The organism is Flavobacterium sp. GW821-FHT11G01 (genome assembly GCF_058808175.1).
Genome location: NZ_JBXARK010000003.1, coordinates 1 through 21,643, shown reverse-complemented (window position 1 = coordinate 21,643; position 21,643 = coordinate 1). Strand labels below are relative to the sequence as shown.

General features: G+C 35.9%; 10 protein-coding genes. All 10 read right to left on the bottom strand.

Annotated elements, in window-relative coordinates; genetic code table 11:
* Positions 1-2: 2 nt before the first annotated feature.
* Entirely contained in the window at positions 3-746 is a 744-nt protein-coding gene (gene deoC / locus AC1RRN_RS07095) for a deoxyribose-phosphate aldolase (protein ID WP_492966641.1), read from the bottom strand.
* Between the two features lie 108 nt (positions 747-854).
* Positions 855-1,247 (bottom strand): VanZ family protein, encoded by a 393-nt coding sequence (locus tag AC1RRN_RS07090; protein WP_492966640.1) that lies wholly within the window; start codon positions 1,245-1,247, stop codon positions 855-857.
* The gene (gene gcvH, locus AC1RRN_RS07085) at positions 1,240-1,620 is read right to left on the bottom strand and encodes a glycine cleavage system protein GcvH (RefSeq protein ID WP_056188370.1); all 381 of its coding nucleotides are present in this window, start codon (positions 1,618-1,620) and stop codon (positions 1,240-1,242) included. Before gcvH ends, AC1RRN_RS07090 begins: the two co-directional genes overlap by 8 nt.
* 86 nt (positions 1,621-1,706) lie before the next feature.
* On the bottom strand, positions 1,707-8,906 hold the full coding sequence (gene sov / locus AC1RRN_RS07080; RefSeq protein WP_492966639.1) for a T9SS outer membrane translocon Sov/SprA: 7,200 nt from the start codon (positions 8,904-8,906) through the stop codon (positions 1,707-1,709).
* Positions 8,907-8,930: 24 nt separating this feature from the next.
* Positions 8,931-9,512: a Holliday junction branch migration protein RuvA gene (gene ruvA / locus AC1RRN_RS07075; protein WP_492966638.1), complete on the bottom strand. Its 582-nt coding sequence runs from the start codon at positions 9,510-9,512 to the stop codon at positions 8,931-8,933.
* 76 nt (positions 9,513-9,588) lie between these two features.
* Positions 9,589-11,880 (bottom strand): NADP-dependent malic enzyme, encoded by a 2,292-nt coding sequence (locus tag AC1RRN_RS07070; protein ID WP_492966637.1) that lies wholly within the window; start codon positions 11,878-11,880, stop codon positions 9,589-9,591.
* A gap of 158 nt (positions 11,881-12,038) precedes the next feature.
* Positions 12,039-12,464 carry a CBS domain-containing protein gene (locus tag AC1RRN_RS07065; protein WP_492966636.1) on the bottom strand — a complete coding sequence of 142 codons (426 nt, stop codon included), beginning with the start codon at positions 12,462-12,464 and terminating at the stop codon, positions 12,039-12,041.
* A gap of 257 nt (positions 12,465-12,721) precedes the next feature.
* Positions 12,722-14,725, bottom strand: a complete 2,004-nt coding sequence (locus tag AC1RRN_RS07060; protein WP_492966635.1) for an OmpA family protein — start codon at positions 14,723-14,725, stop codon at positions 12,722-12,724.
* 11 nt (positions 14,726-14,736) lie between these two features.
* Entirely contained in the window at positions 14,737-15,648 is a 912-nt protein-coding gene (locus AC1RRN_RS07055) for a PorP/SprF family type IX secretion system membrane protein (protein ID WP_492966634.1), read from the bottom strand.
* A gap of 49 nt (positions 15,649-15,697) precedes the next feature.
* Positions 15,698-21,643: T9SS type B sorting domain-containing protein (locus AC1RRN_RS07050; RefSeq protein WP_492966633.1), on the bottom strand; the 5,946-nt coding region annotated here is incomplete at its 5' end.

Below are 21,643 nucleotides of genomic sequence, written 5' to 3'. Positions count from 1 at the left end.
ATTTAATATTCATTTGGGGCATTCTCATCGTTTGCAATTTCTTTTGCTGCTGACGTACCGATTCGTTTAACTCCTAAACCAATCATTTTAATTGCATCTTTATAAGACCTTACTCCTCCGGCTGCTTTTATTGGCAAAGGAGATGCATTTTCTAACATTATGATGATCGATTGCATTGTTGCTCCGTTTGGTAAATCATTTTCAGTTTTATAAAAACCTGTTGATGATTTCACAAAAACAGAAGCATAATCTTCTTCCTTAAAATTTGATATAACTACATTTTTTATCAAGGCAGACAATTGCATAATTTCTTTATCATTTAAAGCTGCAACTTCAATTATCCACTTTACTGTTTTATTATGTGCTAATCCGATTTGTGTGCCATAAACAATTTCTTGTTTCACTAAAGCAATTTCTCCATTTTTGAAAGCTTCATAGTTACAGACGAAATCTAAATCATCGGCACCGTTTTCAATTGCCTGATTTGCTTCTTTAATCTTATCTTCAATCGATGCTTTACCTTCAGGAAAATCTATAACTGTACCAACAAGCAAATTTGAATTAGCTTTCAAAATCATTTCTTTAGCTAAACTCACATATTCAGGCCTTATCATAATCAGTTTAAAACCTTCTGTAATTGCTTCCTGAATTACCTTTTTAACAACGTCAATATTTTCCTCTTCCGAGAGCCCGGCCTGGGAAGCAGTTTTCAAATAGGTTGAATCTAAATATTGCTTTATATTCATGACTTTGCTACTAAATCAATTTTGACAAAAATACATTTTAATTCCAAATAAAAACGTTCCTTATTAAGCTTGATTTTTGGTAATAAAAAAACCCACCGAAGTGGGTAATTATATTCCTATTATTTTATCGATTTGCTTCCTAAAAGCTATTGCAGAAAAAACTGCAATGGTTGCCCCAATTGCATTTGATAAAACATCTGTCACATCAGGGGTTCTCGTTGTCGTTAATACACCTTGCAAAATTTCGATTGTAATTCCAAAAAAAACAGAAAATATAAACGAAATAAGGTAGGCTTTATAATCGTTAGCCTCTTTTCCTTTCAGCTCTTTTTTGAAAAACAAAATCCAGGAAACTGTAAATCCAAAATGAAAACAAAAATGAACAATTTTATCTATGCTTGGAAAATTTATCGCCGGGATATTACCTGAGTTTGTTAAACAAAAATAAGTAATGATACCTGAACAAATAATTGCCCAAATTAAAAGAAGTTGTTTAGGCACCGATAAGTTGTTTGTAAGCTTCATCAGATAATAAAGAATCTATTTCTGATGCATCAGCAATTTTTATTTTAATCATCCATCCAGCTCCGTAAGGATCAGAATTAACTGTTTCAGGTGCGCTTTCTAAGCTATCATTAAAAGCAATAATTTCTCCTGTCAAAGGCAAGAATAAATCAGATACTGTTTTTACAGCTTCTACCGTACCAAAAACCTCATCTTTATCAAGTGTCTGATCTAAAGTTTCTACTTCAACATACACTATATCTCCTAACTCTTTTTGAGCGAAATGAGTAATTCCTACAGTTGCAACGTCTCCTTCGATGCTAACCCATTCGTGATCTTTTGTATACTTTAAATTTGCTGGTATGCTCATAATACTATGTTTGAAATTGATAATTGAATTTTGAAGCCACAAATGTAACAATCTTCTAATGAAATCCCCTTTAGAAAATCAAAAAATTAATTTCCGAAATTATATCGAAGCGTAAAACCTGATCGAATGTTAGTTAACGGAAATGAAGTTGATATTACAGCTTTTGAGAACGAGTGATCATAGTAAAATATTGCAGTCAGGTTTTTACTAAATGCATAATCGGCTGTAAGCTTTAATGACCAAATATTCTGACCCGCTGCAAGCTGATTGTTATCATAATCCAGATAGCGTACTAAAGTTTGGTTATTTCTATAAGAAAAATCCGCTTTTATATTAATGTCGCTTTTTATAATTCCTGTTGGATTATCTGCCAGTCTTGAAGAGAAAATAACATCTTTAAAACGATATCCTAAACCTACAATATACTCCAGACCTTTAACTTCTGTCAATAAATTATTGTCAAAACTCATTGATAAAGCCCTGTCTTTTTTAACCTCAGTCAACACTCTTAACGAGCTTTTTAATTCAAAATCCATACGGATAAGCGGACTAAATTGTTCTACTAAATTGACATTAGACATAATAGTCTGATTGTAGAAATTAGTATTGACATCCTGTCCGCCCGGATTCTCGTTATAATCAAAATTAGATCTGAACTGATTTATAGTATAGGATGCTCTGTAATTATGCTGTAATGAGAAACGTCTAAATTTATCTTTAAAGTATTTATATCGCATCAAACCATTGTATTTTATACTCCAGTTTGGAATTGGAAAACTTCTAAAAATATCTGTAGAAGTACTTGAAGCATTTCCACCAGAATAAGCCGCCAAAAATGAAGGCAACAAAACAGCCTGATTACTTTTTGTAAAACCTATCGGATATCCCTGATTGGCCACATAAACTGCGTAATTAGGGTCAGTTTCTGCTGGAATAGGATTACTTGCATCTCCATATCTTGGAATTGCAGCTCCACCATAATGTTCTTCGGCCAGACGATTTGCAATAACCAAACGATTAGTTCTAAATTCATCAAATGCGGCAGATTCAATTTCGTTACTAGTCGAAAAAGAAGTCTTTATTAATACTGTTGAAATCGAAAACATTCCATAAGTATAAGGCGATAAAGGCAAATATTCCCCATTTACAACACTGTACTGTTCTGATGAATTTTCAGAATAAGCACGATCCATTGTCAAGTCAATTTTTAAATCAGGTAACAAATCAATATTGGCTGTTACTTTTAAAAGCTTATTCGTAACCTGTGTAAAATTCTGATTGAAGTTATCATAATTCGTCAACCAGCCATTTTTTGCAGCTTCATAACGTACATCATCCTGGCTTCCAAAAACGAATCCCAATGATGGTTTTGCTGTTCCAAAGAAACCAACTCCAGGCGTATAACCTGGTAATACTGTTCCGCTATTTTTAGTATAATTAACCTGAATATTTTTTACACTCGTCAAAATTCCAATCATACCATCATAAAACGGACTACTATTCGTTACTGGCTTAGCCGTATTAACAATTTTCTCTCCTGGTTTTGGCGGCGCTGCTGTTTTAGGTTTTGCAGCCGATTTTGCACCCGGAGTCAAACCTAAATACTTGTACAACATATTCATATTAAGCGTTGTTGTAAGCGTGTTTGAATTAGCATTTTGAATTGTATTTCCTAAATCAAACATATTACCATCCGGATCAACATATTGAGATAATGCGGTCGAAGATCTTTGCCAGCTATAATCAGCTGTGTAAGAATAACTCGCTTTCACAAAACTTAAAAGTGGAATTTTATTAATTGGAATATCGTAATTCAATATGAATTGTTGCAAATGTTGATTTGGAGTTCCTACATCCCAATAACTATCCCAGATATTAAAATCTTCTTTAGGAGTATTATCTTCATTCAAATAATTTTTCACAATATTATTTGATGCTGCATTATAATTTATTTTTAGCGATTTTGTCAAATTATAGCCAAATCCATATTGATAATTAAAAGCAAAATTTCGTCTGTAAAGCGGATCAAGACCAATTCCTTCAGTCTCAACATCTCTATATTGCTGGCGATTACTTTGTCTTAAAACATTTGTATTAAAAGTTATATTAGATGGCAAATAATTAAAATTGAAATCGCTCAACATTTTCCAGTAATCACTTTTCTTCATGAACTTAGTATTCTTAAAAGGAACTACTTCTTTTGGCTGAAAAGTATAAGCATAATTTACAGCTGTATTTGATTGCTCATCTTCATAATCTTCAACTTCATAATCATGACGTTCTACCTGATTGTATGATTGCGAAAATGTTAGATTTTCAACATCATAAACATGAGGTTTTTGTTCTGGAGCACGATCTTTCCTTACACCAATAAAGTTGATGCTTTTTCGCTTTGTATAATCTACGGCACGAGTTCTGATATTATCTTTTTCATCCGGATCAGTTGTTTCTTTTAGCAACTGATCTAGTTTTATATCCTGATTAAAAGGATCATACTCCGGCGTAATTACTTCTTCTCCAATAGCGTAATTAAACGGTAAATTTATTCCCCATTTGTGAGGCAATAATTTCCCCAGATTTAAATTTGTTACAATGTTATATTGCTGAATATCTTCACGATCTCGTTCGTTGGCACCTTGTTCCAAAGATCCAAACCCAATCGTGCTTTTTCTTCCGACAGCAGAAAGTGTTGCGAAATCAGCCATATTGGTATCAACATTTAATAATGCAGCCATACCGCCCTTGTTATCCAAATCTGACATACGCAGTTCATTAAACCAAACTTCTCCCGTGATGTCCTTATGATCTGCCCTGCTTTTTACACCCACCATTAAATTTCTTACCAAACCAAAATTAGGGTTTCCTTTAATACCTAGCTTTAATCTGCCATCACCGTCGCCTCCGTTTAAACTCAAATCATCATCAGGATAATAAACCCCATTTATATCTCTTTTCGTAGAGTTTATATCGATACTCATTGCCTGAATTTTCATTTTGGTCAGTAGTTCCATTGCCAGATCAATGTCATTATCTTCAAGCCAGACCTGATCAGGGCTTATTGAGCATGACCCCCCTGTTCTGGTAACTTTTAAAGGAATTTCGACCTGATAATAGTTTTGCGTAAAATCATTTCCAAAACGAATGAATCCAATCATTTCATCATCTAACAACGTGTTTCCATTTGGCAATTGTTCAGCATGTAAAAACATTTTAAGTTTTTTATATTGACGCATATCAACACTAACATTCTTAAATACTGCTCTTGAATCCTGATATTGCAAACCTGTACCTCCAATTCTTAATGCTAATGATTGCTCATTTTGATTGATAATTGTATTATTGTTGTATAATTGTTCTCTCTGAACTCCTGGTGGAATAACATAATTCACCGGACATTTTGTACTGTTTTCCTGAATATTAACAGCCGCAACATCAAATTCAGTACCATCATCATCAGGATTTGTGTCGTTAGCATCAAGTGTTCCTGTGTATCTTCTCCATTCTCCTCTTACTAAATCCAATGCTCCGAAACGAACGGTCATCTGATCATTAAAACCGGTCATAAACATACGCATGAAACGAATAGATCTAAAATCTGTAATATTTCCAATTGTATTTTGAGGCTGAGCAACCGGAATTTTAAACTGAATCCATCTTGCATTAGTTGTTCCGCCATTTGGCAATTCAATGTTGGTTACTTCACGAATATCCGTAATGTAATTTTGTCCTACCTGCATTCCCGGCTTTACATCAATACTGTATTCATAATAAGCATTAATAGTGCTCATGGTATTGTCACGATTGATATCCTCAACATCCGGTAAAGTCGTTGATCCACGATTCGGATCATCAATACTTACGGCCGAGTTTTGTTCTACTCCGTTATATCTTTTATAACGATCTAAAACCCCTCCGTCGGTATTTAAATAATACTTATAGTTATCTGCTGCAGGATCTTCTTCTGATGCATAATTAGTATAAACTGATCCTTCTCTTGAATCTGGTAAACCATCCAAACCTACGTCCTGATTTTGACGATTGTTTGTATTGGTATCAAATGCATAAATTAAAGATTGAGATGCAGGTACATCTCCCCAAATTGGTTGCGGATTTACCACTACCTGATCAGGGCCTAATCCGTTTTCATATTGTTTTCTTCCGTCTTTTAATACGTCTTCAGATATTTCACCTAAATTGAAATAGATCTTACCTGTATTATTTGGTTGCGCTTCTGCATTTCCAACATAAGGATCAAGAACCCAAAACTGAATATACTCCACATTACCCTGCTCAAAATTGGTTGAGTTCAAAGAACGCATAATACCTCCAAAATTAGACGCCGCTGGCTGAGCAGCAAAACCCGGATTGTTATTATAAGGCCCACGTTCAGAAGGAAAATAAGTTAAATCTAATGTGTTAATAACCTGTATCTGTCCTTGTGCAATATCTGTATTTGGATATAACTCTTTACTATAAACTCTTCTTGTCGTATTTAAAGATAAATCGTCATTTGAAATTCCGGATGGTTTTGAAGAATAAAAAATAGGGTCAATTGTATACCAGGCTAATTTTGAACGTTTATATCCATATTCTAATGTATTAGAATTGGCATTAAAAGTATTATCGTTTATGGAGTTCAAATAAGGCGTTGATGCCAAACTCCAGGCATATGCTGATCGCATATCTATTGTAGATTGAGAACCTTCAAAATCATCAACATAAATAGTTGCCTCTCCTTCAAAATCACTTGCTTTTGGAGCATCAGGTTTTAAGAATGCAACTTCACCACGAATGGAAAGATTTGAAGGAACATCTGTATCAATATTTGGTAATTTATTAGCTAATCTGGTTAAAAAAGGAACTTCTGTTGCAAAATTTCCGTTAAAACCAAAAATTGTATTGTTTACTGATTCCTGACCATAACTTGATTTTTGCGTAAAAGGTTTTTCGGTCATCTTTAGATAAGTTCCTCCAACAACAAAATTCTCTGAAATTTTATGTTCAACATTGAACCCCACAAATCTTCGGGTCTGTTGTCCAAAAATGGAATTATTCTCTAACGAAACCTCTATTGGTGTATTTGATGCCTGAAGCGAAGGATCAAGAATCTGGACTCTACCCAATTGATAATCGACACTATAATCAATACCTTCTACCAGTCTTCTACCTGCTGCCATAACCACAACAGAACCTTGTGGTACGTTAAATGCACCAATCGGGATACCATTGCTTCCGGATGATTTGTATTTTCCTCTTAATAAGAATTTATTTTTGTCACTATCCTGCAAAGCACCGGATTGCGTATTTCTATACATATTTCTAAATACATATTTCTGCTGATTTGCATTATATGTGTTTGGATCATTATAATTTTCACCAGAACCTGAATTTTGCAATTTTTGGAATAACAATTCTCCAAAAGGTTCTTTAGTTGTAAAAATAATTCGTCCATTTTGAACATCAACCGTTATACCCGGAAGATAATCAAAGAAACCATCTCCACCAGTTTGCGGGTCATTGTTATAATTTAATCGATCCAGATTAAACACATTTAATAATGGCGTTTGATCGACTTTGTTATCTGGTGTTGGATTTGCCGGAAAAGTTGATCCCGGAACAGGCGTAATATAATTTATTGGAGAAGGATCTGTATAAAGAATATTTAATCTGAAATCGTCTTGTTTTATTTGATAGGCTTGTGGAATTTGATACACGTTTTTCATCATCAAATTCCAAACAGGATTTTGAACGTTTGTCAAATTACTTTTTAACATCTTTAAAACTAAACTTTGAGAAATAATGGCCTGATTCGAATTATTATTTCCTGTAACAACGGTTGCATCAACACCATCACTACCAAATTCTCCTACCTGATAAATTTTACCTCCAACGGTGTATTCAAATGCAACTGCCAAAATCTCATCATTTGCCAAACGTTGTTGCAAAGAAATATATCCTAATTGCGGATTAAAAGTAAATTCATTCGCCGTTAATTTTCTGGCATTTTCTAAAATAGAATAATCAGTTCCTTCGCTAACATTGGTGTTATTGAATCCTGATTTTGCTGTTACAATTTCTCTAATATTGGAATTTAAATAAGATCCCGCCTGACCAATAGTCTCCGGATCATATTTATTATTATTGTTATCTGTTGGAGAATCAATTGGATTATTAAAAAATCCTGTTGAAGAACTAATAACAACAACTTCATTATCCGGAATTCCGGTAATTTGTCCTTCACCTAAATCCTGAAGTGCAATAATGTTTCTTAAATTATTACTGGTTGTACTTACACGGTTTTGTTTATTGGTAACCCAAACTTCAATTCTTGTGATCTGTACACGGCTATCAATAAACGGATATCCTTTTAAAGAAGCGTCATATTTATTTCTAAAATATTGAGATAAGAAAAAGTGCCTGTCATTATCATAATCTAAAGCATATAAATCGAAATTCTGAACGGTACCACCTCCTTCGGCTACAATACTCTTAGTTTGCGATTTTTGTTCTGAGAAAACACCGGTAACAGTAGTTTTTCCAAATTGTAATTGTGTTTTAACACCAAACAAACTTTGCGCTCCACGAATTAATGTACTATTCAATGGCATGCTAACATTTCCTACTTCTACTTTTTGAATAATATCATCTTCTGATGGAGTATAGGCTAGTTTAAACAGGTTTTGAAAAGCAAATGTAGATTGGGTATCGTAGTTCGCATTTACTTCAAGACGCGTTCCTACCTTTCCCATTAAACTCATACTGATTCGCTGATCAAAATCAAATGTCAGACTGGATCTGTTTCTTGGTGAAAATGAAGGATTGTCTTGTTTGGTATAGCGAATTCCCAAATCCATTTCAACTGAACCTGTAGGTTTTACGTCAATAGTATTACTACCAAAGATACTCTCAAAAAGACTGGAATTGATATAATAGCGTGGCAATAAATCTTTTTTGGCTGCTTCGCTTCCTGTTTTTTTACCATCGATAGCATCCATTTTTTTTCTGAAATAATCTCTTCTGGATTCTTTCAAAACTAAATCTTCGTATTCTTTTGGTGTTAAGATGATTGGATAATCAATTGAAAAACCATCAACTGAATTGGTATAAATATAACGATCTGTAACTGGATCATATTTATAAGCTGATGATATACTTGGTGGATTTTTCAGCTCTACTTTACCAACAGAAAACTGCGTTTTGGTTGTATCCTGAGTTGACTGATTTACCTGCGCACGCAAAAAATTACCGCAAAGTAAAAACAGTAGCAAAATACAAATTTTACGCATACAATTAGGGTGTCTTAATTAGGTTTATAGACTTTTCAAGGCTCTTTTGATAATGGTTTCAACAGTTGCATCCGGATCTTCTTTTACGATCTTTTCGACAACTTTTTCTGAAGTTTTTCGAATGAAACCTAAAACTTCCAAAGCAGATAACGCTTCATCTCGATTTGTATTGTTTTGAACTACCGAAACTTCATCTAAATCGTACAACTTTAACACTTTTTCTTTTAAATCAAGTATAACTCGTTGTGCTGTTTTATTTCCAATTCCTTTAATTGACTGAATTAGACCAACGTCTCCTGAAGCAATTGCATTTATAATTTGTCTGGGCTCAATTGAAGATAACATTGTTCTTGCAATGTTCGCTCCGATACCCGAAACAGATAATAACATTCTAAATATTTCGCGTTCTGATTTTTCAGCAAAACCAAATAATGTATGCGCATCTTCTTTGATTTGAAGATGCGTATACAATTTTATAAAATCAGCATTAGGGATTAATGAAAAGGTGTGTAAAGAAATATTCACATGGTATCCCACTCCACCACAATCAATTACAACTTCTGTGGGATTTTTTTCAACTAATTTCCCCTGCAAATGTGCTATCATAATATAGTTTATAGAATCAAATATAATAAAAATGCAATAAAAATAAGACAATATTATTTGATCCTTATTATATCGACTATTTAGCTAATTTATTTTTTTTATTTTCTTTTTCCTGAGCATCAATAACTGCAATTGCAGCCATATTAACCATTTCTTCAACACTTGCTCCTAATTGGAAAATGTGAACTGGTTTGCCCATCCCCATCATGATTGGTCCAATTGAATTTACTTTATACAATTCTTTCAATAATTTATAAGTAATATTAGCCGACTCTAAGTTAGGGAAAATCAAAGTATTTACTTTTTTTCCTGCTAATTTAGAAAATGGAAATTTCTCTGCAAGCATTTCCTGATTCAAAGCAAAATCTGCCTGGATTTCTCCATCAACAATCAATTCAGGATGATTTTTATGTAAATAAGCCACTGCTTCTCTAACTTTTGAAGCACTTGGACTTGTTGACGAACCAAAGTTTGAGAATGAAACCATTGCTATAACTGGCTCAACTCCAAACATTTTTGCTGTTTTTGCCGTCATAATTGCAATATTAATCAAATCTTCTGCTGAAGGGTTAATGTTAATCGCAGTATCTGATAAAAACATTGGGCCGCGAGAAGTCAACATCATATTTGCAGTTGCAACTAATGAAGCATTATGTGCTTTTTCAATTAATTGTAACATTGGTTTTACAACACTTGGATAACTTCTTGTATGACCTGTAACCAAAGCATCTGCTTCACCTTCATTAACCATCATGGCAGCGAAATAATTTCTTTCGCGCATGAATTTTTGAGCATCCAATAGTGAAACACCTCTTCTCTCTCTTGTTTCCCAATATGATTTTGCAAATCTATTTCTTCTTGCTTCCTCTTCGTTAGTTTTAGGATCTATAATTTCAAGTTCAGCATCAAAACCTAACTCTGCTTTAAGTTCTAAGATAACTTCTTTATTTCCTAATAAAATAGGAAAACCAATTCCATCTTCATGAACAATTTGTGCCGCTTTTAAAACGTTTAATTGATCTGCTTCTGCAAAAACAATTCGTTTTGGATCCATTTTAGCACGGTTTGTCATCAAACGAACCATTTTATTATCATTACCCATACGTTCGCGAAGCACATCTTCGTATGCTGCCCAATCTGTAATAGGATTTTTTGCAACTCCGGATTCCATTGCTGCTTTTGCAACAGCTGGAGCCACGATAGTAATTAACCTTGGATCAAATGGTTTAGGAATAATATAATCCTGACCAAAACCTAATTTTGTCGCACCATACGCAACATTAACCTGCTCCGGAACTGGTTCTTTGGCTAAAATTGCCAATGCTTTTACAGCAGCCATTTTCATAGCTTCGTTAATTTTTGTCGCTCTTACATCTAGTGCTCCTCTAAAAATATACGGAAAACCTAAAACGTTATTTACCTGATTAGGAAAGTCTGAACGTCCTGTAGCCATAATAACATCTTTACGAGTTTCAACAGCTAAGTTATAATCGATTTCGGGATTTGGATTTGCCATTGCAAAAACAATCGGATTATCTTTCATTGATAATAACATTTCAGGCGACAAAATATCTCCTGAAGATAATCCTATGAAAACATCAGCACCTTTTACGGCTTCTGCTAATTCAATTTTGGCACCATCAATAGCATACTTTAATTGTAATTCTGACAATGAAGGATTATTTTTTGTTAAAAGTCCTTTACTGTTAAACATTAATATATTTTCGACTTTTACGCCTAATAGAACATATAAATCCGTACAAGCTATCGCAGCCGAACCTGCTCCGGAAACTACCATTTTTACATCTTCTGCTTTTTTTCCGGCTAATTCAAGTGCATTGATTAATGCTGCCGAAGAGATAATTGCTGTTCCATGCTGATCATCATGCATTACAGGAATATCCAATTCTTCTACCAGTCTTCTTTCTATTTCAAAAGATTCCGGCGCTTTAATATCTTCCAGATTTATTCCTCCAAAAGTTGGAGCAATATTTTTTACGGTCTGAATAAATTCTTCAACATTTTCTGTATTAACTTCGATATCAAAAACATCGATATCAGAGAATATTTTAAAAAGCAATCCTTTTCCTTCCATTACTGGTTTAGAAGCTTCCGGACCAATATTTCCTAATCCTAAAACAGCTGTACCGTTTGAGATAACGGCAACTAAATTTCCTTTTGCTGTATATTTATAAACGTCTTCTACATTTGCTGCAATTTCTAAACATGGCTCTGCAACACCTGGCGAATAGGCCAAAGAAAGATCTCTTTGGGTTGCATATTTTTTTGTTGGAACTACCTGAATTTTTCCTGGAGTTGGTTCTGAATGGTACAGTAACGCTTCTCTTCTTTTACTCTCTTTGTTCATTATTTTTAGCTTTTATTCTAGCTTACAAAGATATAAGTCTTGTTTTAAAATGGCGTCTTTTTACAGCTTTCTTTTCTTAAAATAACATTTTTGAAGGATCAAAAAAAATAGTCCAATACAATTTGGACTATCTTATAAACATTATTTTTGAACTTTAATTACTGTGAGATGTAAGAGTTTAAATGATTAATTGTGTCTTTTTGAATTTCTATAATTGCTTTTACAACATCGCTAATTGAGATAATTCCCACCACAATTCCGTCTTCTAAAACAGGTAGATGTCTGATTCTTTTTGTGCTCATCAGTTCCATACAATCTTCAATGTTATTGGAAAGGTTTACTGAAAAAACGTCGCTTTCCATAATTTCATGAACATAAGTCTCTTTTGAAGATTTATCTTTTAGAACAATTTTTCGGGCATAATCTCTTTCAGACAGTATCCCTTTTAAGTCGGTTCCATCAATTACAAGGATAGCCCCTATGTTTTTTTCTCCCATTACTTTCAATGCTTCATACACTGTTGTTGTTGAAAGTACGGAGTAAACATTTTTTCCTTTCGCGTTTAGTATTTGATTTACAGTCATATCTGAAAAATTTTAGAACTATAAAGTTAAAAAAAAATGCACATAAATAACAGCTAATACCGTTTTTTAAGAGTTAACCTATTCATTTTAAATATAATACATCAAATTTTGAATTTTCAAAACTTTCCGACAAAGAATGATTCTAATTTCAAAGTTTTTTTACACAAAACACAACAGTTTTGATTTTCAACACCTTACACAAACAAAAAAGCCTTTCTAGTTTTAGAAAAGCTTTTTTATTTATGTAAAGAAATGATTTACAAATTAGTAATGATAAATTCACTTCGTCTATTCTGGGTATGTTCTTTTTCTGTACATTTTACACCATCAGCACAACGATTAACTAATCTGGTTTCTCCATATCCTTTTGCCGTTAATCGGTTTCCATCAATTCCTTTCTGTATAAGCCAATCTTTTGTGGATTGTGCTCTTTTCTCTGATAAAATCATATTATTTGCATTTGATTGTCGACTATCGGTATGCGAACGAATATCAAGTTTTATGCCTGGGTATTGATTTAATATATCTACTACTTTTTGCAATTGAGGTTCAGATGTCTTTTTAATAGTCGCTTTTCCCAAATCAAAAAAGTTCATAGGAATGTGAAGTAATTTTGCTAAATCGGTTCCCACTTTTATAGCTCCAATCTTGACCGGACTAACCGAAACTTTTTTCACTTCAATTGCTTTTGCTGCAACCATAGGTTTGAATACTTTATCTATCGAAATCTGCAAAGTCGTTTTTCCATTTACTTTTTTAATTGCAACTGGAATTTCTTTCATTCCATAATCATTTTTAGAAACTCTTATAGCATACTTTTTTCCGCATTTAATATTCGGAAACACATAATTCCCTTTTTCATCTGAAACAATTGTCAGGATAAGATTAGATTTTTCATCTAATAAAGTTAGTGAAGCATTTGATAACAATTCATTTGATTCTGAATCAATAACGGTTCCCATCAAATCTTGTTCACAAATTAATTTTCTGGTTTCAGTAAATCGATAAATATCATCTAAACCGTGTCCATTTTCTCTGTTTGAAGAAAAAAATCCGTTTCTGTTTTTACTATCAATTGTAAATCCAAAATCATCTTGTTTACTATTTACCGGCTCCCCTATGTTTTGTATATCTTCGATAGTGCCATCCACATTTATTTTTGCAACAAAGACATCCAATCCTCCCAATCCCGGACGACCATCAGAAGCAAAATAAAGTTCATTATCTTTTGAAATAAACGGAAAAGTTTCTCTTCCTTCAGTATTAATGGAAGCTCCTAAATTTTCAGGTTTTCCAAAAGTTCCATCTTCATTTATAGTAACTTTAAATAAATCAGACATTCCTAAAGTTCCAGGCATATCTGAGGCAAAATACAACGTTTTTTCATCTACACTTAATGTTGGATGTGCCGTACTATATTGATCGCTATTGAATGGAAGTTCTTTTATATTTTCCCATTCATCATTTATTAATTCCGCTTTATACAATTTTAGAAGCGTTATTTCTTTTTCACTTTTCCCTCTTTTTCCGTCTATAAAATTATTTCGGGTGAAATACATTGTTCGCCCGTCTTTTGTAAAAACTGGTGTCGATTCGTTGAATTTTACATTTTCTTTTTTCTGCAGAAGTTCTGGTTTCGAAACACTTCCGTCAGGCATTAATTCGGCTTTATATAATTTAGAGAATGATTTATTAGTCCATTTAAAATAACGTTTCGCCACTCCTCCCGTATCGCGGGCTGATGTAAAAACGATTTTATTATTATAAACAACACTTCCATAATCAGAATAAGGAGAATTAATTCCGGCATCAGCAATATCGAATCGCCCTGAATTTGATTTTATTTCTTCTAAATAATTTTTCTCATTTCTGATTAAAGATGCTCTTTTCTCCAGACCTGCTTTTTGATTGAATCGCTCTAAAATTTCATCAGCCTTCTGATAATTTCCTGCTGATTTTAAGCATTGAGCATATCGGTATAAATATTCAGATTCTTGTTCGGCATTAATTCTGAATAAGTCGTCATACCATTTTAAAGCTTCTTGCAATTCACCTGTAAAATAGTACGAATTACCCAATCGTTGTACTATTTTTTCATCTTTAGTACCTTTATTTACAATATGTTCATAAGCTTTTATAGCATCTGCGTAAGCATAATCTTCATACTTTTTATCAGCGTCTTTTATATTTGTTGTTTGTGCATTTATCTGGAAAGAAAAGCATAAAAACAAAATAGCATAAGTAATTTTTTTAGTTCTCATAGCAGGCTTAATTAAAAGAATCTTGGAGAGATCATTTTATTATATTTATTAAAAAACTCAAAACGAAGGAAGATTTCATGCGATCCTGAATTGTATTTTCTTAAGTTAGTTGTTTCATGATCATATCCATAACCTATATAAAGACCATCTGAAACCTGAAAACCCGCCATAGCACTTACTGAAGCGCTCCAACGATAAGCAAGACCAACAACAAATTTGTCATAAAACATAAAATTACCCGAAACATCAACCTGTAAAGGAGCGCCCTGAACCATTTTGGTTAGCAATGCCGGTTTAAATCTGATATATTCTAATTTGTCAAGATTAAATACATAACCCGCCATAAAGTAATAGTTTATTTTATCTTTGAAAATAGCAGTATTATTATCGTCATAACGATTTGTTTCGATGAAATTAGGAACTGATAATCCTAAATAAGCGCGGTCAGAGTGCCAATAAACACCCGCCCCGACATTTGGCGTGAATTTATTATCTAAATCCTGAAACTGTTCATCTCCTTGATCTTCAAAACTCAATTTACTTACATCCAAATTAAATAAATTGGCCGTAGCTTTTATTCCGAAAGAAAGTTTAAACGTTTCAGAAGTTGGAATACTATAAGATAAATCAGCCGAAAGTGTATTTTCATTCGTTGGTCCGATTTTATCGTTTACCAATGAAACACCTAATCCTAATTTACTATTATTTAAAGGTGTATTTATTGAAAAAGTACTTGTTTCTGGTGCTCCGTCAAGTCCTATCCATTGTGTACGATATAAACCAAAGACACTTAACACGCCACGAGAACCAGCATAAGCCGGATTTACCGAGATTGTGTTATACATGTATTGCGTAAACTGAGCATCTTGCTGCGCTGAACACACAACTGAAAAAAACATAAAAAGTAAAATTAATCTTTTCATTTAATAAGCTTTAAAAACGGTTTAACCAAAGCCAAACCGTTTGTCATTTTTATTTATTCATATATAAGTAACCTGATAGCTCATGTTGTTTTGACGCGCTGTCTTTATATTTCAGAATATAAAAATAGGTTCCAACCGGAAGACCATCGGTTTGTTTTATAGTTGCCCGTCCTGCAGAGATTCCAATAAAAGCTCTGTCTTCATTGTTATAGTGATCAATATCAAATACTAAAACACCCCAACGATTATAAATTTCAACCGTATTATCAGGGTAACATTCTAATCCCTGAATATAAAATCTTGCATTTTTACCATCCCCGTTTGGAGAAAATCCATTGAGAACTTTAATCTTACAACCATCTAAGCTTAACACTGTCGGATTGTCCCCTGTATTGTTTACATCATCTGACTTATCGTCAACGATAACTCCTTTTGCACTGCGTCCTTGCACACTTGCCTGATTACTTACACTTCCCAGATTGATATCATTTTGTGTTATTTTATACTGGGCCGAAAAATTAGTCTCATCAGATTCATTCACATTCAGGTTTATTGGTTGTCCCGAAAGTACAATGCCTTTTAAAGGGTCTGAAACCATAATTCCAGTCAACGGAACATTTCCTGTATTTGTTACTTTAAATTTATAAGTAACTGTTTCACCTGCATTTGCAAATCCATTTCCGTTTTCATCATTAAATACAGCAGTTTTAATAATAGCAATATTTGGAACTTCAACAAAAACATTCAATGTAGACGAACTGCAATTAGACAAGTTCGCTTTTTCACATACTTGATATACTAAAGCATAATTTCCTCCAGGTGTATTTGGTTTTACATTTACTGTTCCGTCTGCATTAAATTCAAAATATGGACTTTTTGGTGTATTAGAAATTACAATATTTGCGGGATTAATTGGCAATCCATTCAATAAGTCATTATCTAAAATATTAATAAACTCAAGCTGTCCATTAATTCCGTCAACATTTACCTGCAAATCATCTTTTGTAATAAGCTGTGGTGCTGGTGCCGGATCATCTGAATTCAATACGGTTACATTTACAACTGCCTGACTGCAATTTGATGAATTTGAAGCTTCACAAATTTGATAGGTCAACTGATATGTTCCTGATGGTGTCCCTGTTTTTATATCAACAGAACCATCCGCATTTAAAATCAAATTAGCATTTGCAACTACAGTACTTAAAACAACTGCTGTTTGGTTTACTGCAGTTCCATTTAAACGGTCATTGCTAAATATATTCAATGCTGTACTTATGCCTTTTTTAGCATCAATCGGGCCAGCATTATCATTGTTTGCTTTGATTTCAAATGTTGGTCTTGCGTTACATTGTGGTGTCGCTGGCGGATAACTAACTGCTATACTTACAGTAGGGTTTAGTGAAAACTCCATTGTAACTCCTGTTCTGGTTTTTTCAAATCCATCTGCGCCTTCAATCCATTGACCGTTTGTCAATAACCATCCTGGCCAGTCAACTCCTATTCCATTACTGTCTACAATCGCTCCCGGCCATAAAAGATTTCCGCTCAATGGTAAATTAGTTTGAGTCGCAACCACATTGTTGGCACTGTCAATCCATTTTACAGTCAATAGATTAGGTGTTGTAAAGTTATCTGGTGCTACATTATAAGATACATACGGAACATTATTAGAGCAAAAACTATTTGCTGTTATTGTCATTGTTGGAAGAACAACTGTAACTTTCACAACAGCTGTTGTACAATTTGTTGTGTTTAATTCACAAACCTGATAAGTAAGTCCGTAAATTCCTGCCGGTGCATTTTCTTTTAATATTATTGTTCCGTCTGGATTTAAAGTTAAATACCCTGATGGGTCTGCAATAGTTTCAGAAAGATTTACATTAGAAGCCACGATTGGCAATCCATTTTTAGTATCATTTCCTAAAACGTTTATAACAGTTACTACATGATTAACTCCTGCAATTGGGCCTGCTAAATCATCTTTCAAAACCAATAAATCGCCCGTAACCTGAACATAACTCTTCACCGTATCACAGTTCAGCGCATGGTCATTGTCACAGATCGTATATTCCACTTCGTAGCTTCCTGATGCTGTGCCCGCAGCCACCGTGATGGTTTTGTCTGCATTTAAGGTTAATCCTGCCGGAAGCGTGCTTACCAGTGTGAAAGTTACTTTACCTGCACCTGTTCCAACTGTTACCGGTGTGCCGCTTAGCGTATCGTTGGCCGTAAGGGAGATTGTCGTTCCTCCAGTATTGCTGTTGATCGCTGTTGTCGTTTCAGTTACCGCGTCGATTACAGGAATCACTATCGGTGCATTTACCGTTAGGCTTACTGTAGCCGTTGAGCAGTTTGATGTATTGGTCTTGTCACAGATCGAATACGTCAGCGTATAGCTCCCCGCCGGTGCATTCGCCCCAAGCGTTGCAACGCCTGTTACCGGATCCAATGTCAGGTAACCTGAAGGGTCCGCAACTGTTGTTGTTATTTTTACTTCCGTGGCTGTCAATGGATTTCCGTTTCTGGTATCATTGTCAACAACGGTGATGATCGTCTGGGCCGTAGCCGACTGTGTCACTGGGTTCGGAGTATCCGCATTGGCAACAAGCGTATCGCCCGTAACCTGAACATAACTCTTCACCGTATCACAGTTCAGCGCATGGTCATTGTCACAGATCGTATATTCCACTTCGTAGCTTCCTGATGCTGTGCCCGCAGCCACCGTAATAGTTTTGTCTGCGTTTAAGGTTAATCCTGCCGGAAGGGTGCTTACCAGTGTGAAAGTTACTTTACCTGCACCTGTTCCAACTGTTACCGGAGTTCCGTTTAGCGTATCGTTGGCCGTAAGGGAGATTGTCGTTCCTCCAGTGTTGCTGTTGATCGCTGTTGTGGTTTCGGTTACCGCGTCGATTACAGGAATCACTATCGGTGCATTTACCGTTAAGCTTACTGTAGCCGTTGAGCAGTTTGATGTATTGGTCTTGTCACAGATCGAATACGTCAGCGTATAGCTCCCCGCCGGTGCATTCGCCCCAAGCGTTGCAACGCCTGTTACCGGATCCAATGTCAGGTAACCTGAAGGGTCCGCAACTGTCGTTGTTATTTTTACTTCCGTGGCTGTCAATGGATTTCCGTTTCTGGTATCATTGTCAACAACGGTGATGATCGTCTGGGCCGTAGCCGACTGTGTCACTGGGGTCGGAGTATCTGTATTGGCAACAAGCGTATCGCCCGTAACCTGAACATAACTCTTCACCGTATCACAGTTCAGCGCATGGTCATTGTCACAGATCGTATATTCCACTTCGTAGCTTCCTGATGCTGTGCCCGCAGCCACCGTAATAGTTTTGTCTGCGTTTAATGTAAGTCCTGCCGGAAGCGTGCTTACCAGTGTGAAAGTTACTTTGCCTGCACCTGTCCCAACTGTAACCGGTGTGCCGCTTAGCATATCGTTGGCCGTAAGGGAGATTGTCGTTCCTCCAGTATTGCTGTTGATCGCTGTTGTGGTTTCGGTTACCGCGTCGATTACCGGAATCACTATCGGTGCATTTACCGTTAGGCTTACTGTAGCCGTTGAGCAGTTTGATGTATTGGTCTTATCACAGATCGAATACGTCAGCGTATAGCTCCCCGCCGGTGCATTCGCCCCAAGCGTTGCAACGCCTGTTACCGGATCCAATGTCAGGTAACCTGAAGGGTCCGCAACTGTTGTTGTTATTTTTACTTCCGTGGCTGTCAATGGATTTCCGTTTCTGGTATCATTGTCAACAACGGTGATGATCGTCTGGGCCGTAGCCGACTGTGTCACTGGGTTCGGAGTATCCGCATTGGCAACAAGCGTATCGCCCGTAACCTGAACATAACTCTTCACCGTATCACAGTTCAGCGCATGGTCATTGTCACAGATCGTATATTCCACTTCGTAGCTTCCTGATGCTGTTCCAGGAGCTACTGTAATAGTTTTGTCTGCATTTAATGTAAGTCCTGCCGGAAGCGTGCTTACCAGTGTGAAAGTTACTTTGCCTGCACCTGTCCCAACTGTTACCGGAGTGCCGTTTAGCGTATCGTTGGCCGTAAGGGAGATTGTCGTACCTCCAGTATTGCTGTTGATCGCTGTTGTGGTTTCGGTTACCGCGTCGATTACAGGAATCACTATCGGTGCATTTACCGTTAGGCTTACTGTAGCCGTTGAGCAGTTTGATGCATTGGTCTTGTCACAGATCGAATATGTCAGCGTATAGCTCCCCGCCGGTGCATTCGCCCCAAGCGTTGCAACGCCTGTTACCGGATCCAATGTCAGGTAGCCTGAAGGGTCCGCAACTGTCGTTGTTATTTTTACTTCCGTGGCTGTCAATGGATTTCCGTTTCTGGTATCATTGTCAACAACGGTGATGATCGTCTGGGCCGTAGCCGACTGTGTCACTGGGTTCGGAGTATCTGCATTGGCAACAAGCGTATCGCCCGTAACCTGAACATAACTCTTCACCGTATCACAGTTCAGCGCATGGTCATTGTCACAGATCGTATATTCCACTTCGTAGTTTCCGGATGCTGTTCCAGGAGCCACTGTAATAGTTTTATCTGCGTTGATTGTTAATCCTGCCGGAAGCGTGCTTACCAGTGTGAAAGTTACTTTGCCTGCACCTGTCCCAACTGTAACCGGTGTGCCGCTTAGCGTATCGTTGGCAGTAAGGGAAATTGTCGTTCCTCCAGTGTTGCTGTTGATCGCTGTTGTGGTTTCGGTTACCGCGTCGATTACAGGTCTTTCAATTACTATCTCTACTGTTGCAGAGTCGCAAATACTTGAGTTTGCAGACATGCAAATAGTATAAGTAATTAAGTATGTTCCCGCAACCGTATTTGGAGCAACTGTTATTGTTCCATTAGAATTAAAAACTATTCCTGTTGGAAGTGAACTCGTTGAAACTGTAACATCTGTTGGTAAAAATGAAGCTCCGTTTATTTTATCGTTTACGAAGACAGTCGATATAGTTCCTCCTGCTGCTCCATTTATTGAAGATGGAGTATCGTCTTCTGCACAAATATAATTTGAAACCGATACGTTTAAAGAAGGTGCTGATTTACATCCTAAAGAATCTGTAACCGTATAATTATAAGTATTTCCTGCTGTTAAACCTGTAATTGTAGTTGTAGTAGTATTTCCAGTGATATTTCCTGGATTAATAGTCCACGATCCGGTTGGCAAACCACTTAATTCAACACTAGCAGTTGATGATAAACAAGTTGGTTGATTTATTAATCCAACTATTGGACTTGCAACGTTTATTACCGTTAATTGCAATTCCTGATCTGCAGTACATCCGTTACTCATTATTGAATAAGTACCTCCAGCTGTATAATCAACTGAGTTTACTGACCAGTTATACGTGTCACCAGAACAGATTGTAGCTGTCGTGATTACTTTTGCTGGTTTCGCAGTTACAGTAACAGTTACTGCCGTTCTATTACTTTCACAATTATTTGTAGTTTGACTTACATAATAAATTCCATCAATAAGAGTTTCTGTTCCTGAATATAATGATCCTCCCGATGAGGCATTGTACCATTTTAAATTACTCCCTATAGCAACTAAATCACTAACTATTTTGGCATCTACCACACAAAATGTTTGAGATGAAGCAGTCGGAGCCGATGGCGCTGTTTTAGGCGCAGCGGTTCCGGATCCCGAAGTACTCGTACAACCGTTTACTGTTTGGGTAACGGTATAGGTTCCCGGTGTGGAAACCGTAATGGATGAAGCTGTTTCTCCAGTGCTCCACAACAGGGTTCCTGCCGCAGAGGTTGATAAGGTTGAAGTGCCGTCACAGTTGTTTGTAACACTTACAGTCGGTGCCGATGGGGCCGTTTTAGGCGCAGCGGTTCCGGATCCAGAAGTACTTGTACAACCGTTTACTGTTTGGGTAACGGTATAAGTTCCCGGTGTTGAAACCGTAATGGATGAAGTTGTTTCTCCCGTGCTCCACAACAGGGTTCC

Coding starts and splice junctions, on each gene's coding strand:
- AC1RRN_RS07055 (WP_492966634.1), bottom strand. CDS start 15,648: ATGAAAAGATTAATTTTACTTTTTATGTTTTTTTCAGTTGTGTGTTCA.
- AC1RRN_RS07060 (WP_492966635.1), bottom strand. CDS start 14,725: ATGAGAACTAAAAAAATTACTTATGCTATTTTGTTTTTATGCTTTTCT.
- AC1RRN_RS07070 (WP_492966637.1), bottom strand. CDS start 11,880: ATGAACAAAGAGAGTAAAAGAAGAGAAGCGTTACTGTACCATTCAGAA.
- gcvH (WP_056188370.1), bottom strand. CDS start 1,620: ATGAGCATACCAGCAAATTTAAAGTATACAAAAGATCACGAATGGGTT.
- sov (WP_492966639.1), bottom strand. CDS start 8,906: ATGCGTAAAATTTGTATTTTGCTACTGTTTTTACTTTGCGGTAATTTT.
- ruvA (WP_492966638.1), bottom strand. CDS start 9,512: ATGATAGCACATTTGCAGGGGAAATTAGTTGAAAAAAATCCCACAGAA.
- AC1RRN_RS07065 (WP_492966636.1), bottom strand. CDS start 12,464: ATGACTGTAAATCAAATACTAAACGCGAAAGGAAAAAATGTTTACTCC.
- deoC (WP_492966641.1), bottom strand. CDS start 746: ATGAATATAAAGCAATATTTAGATTCAACCTATTTGAAAACTGCTTCC.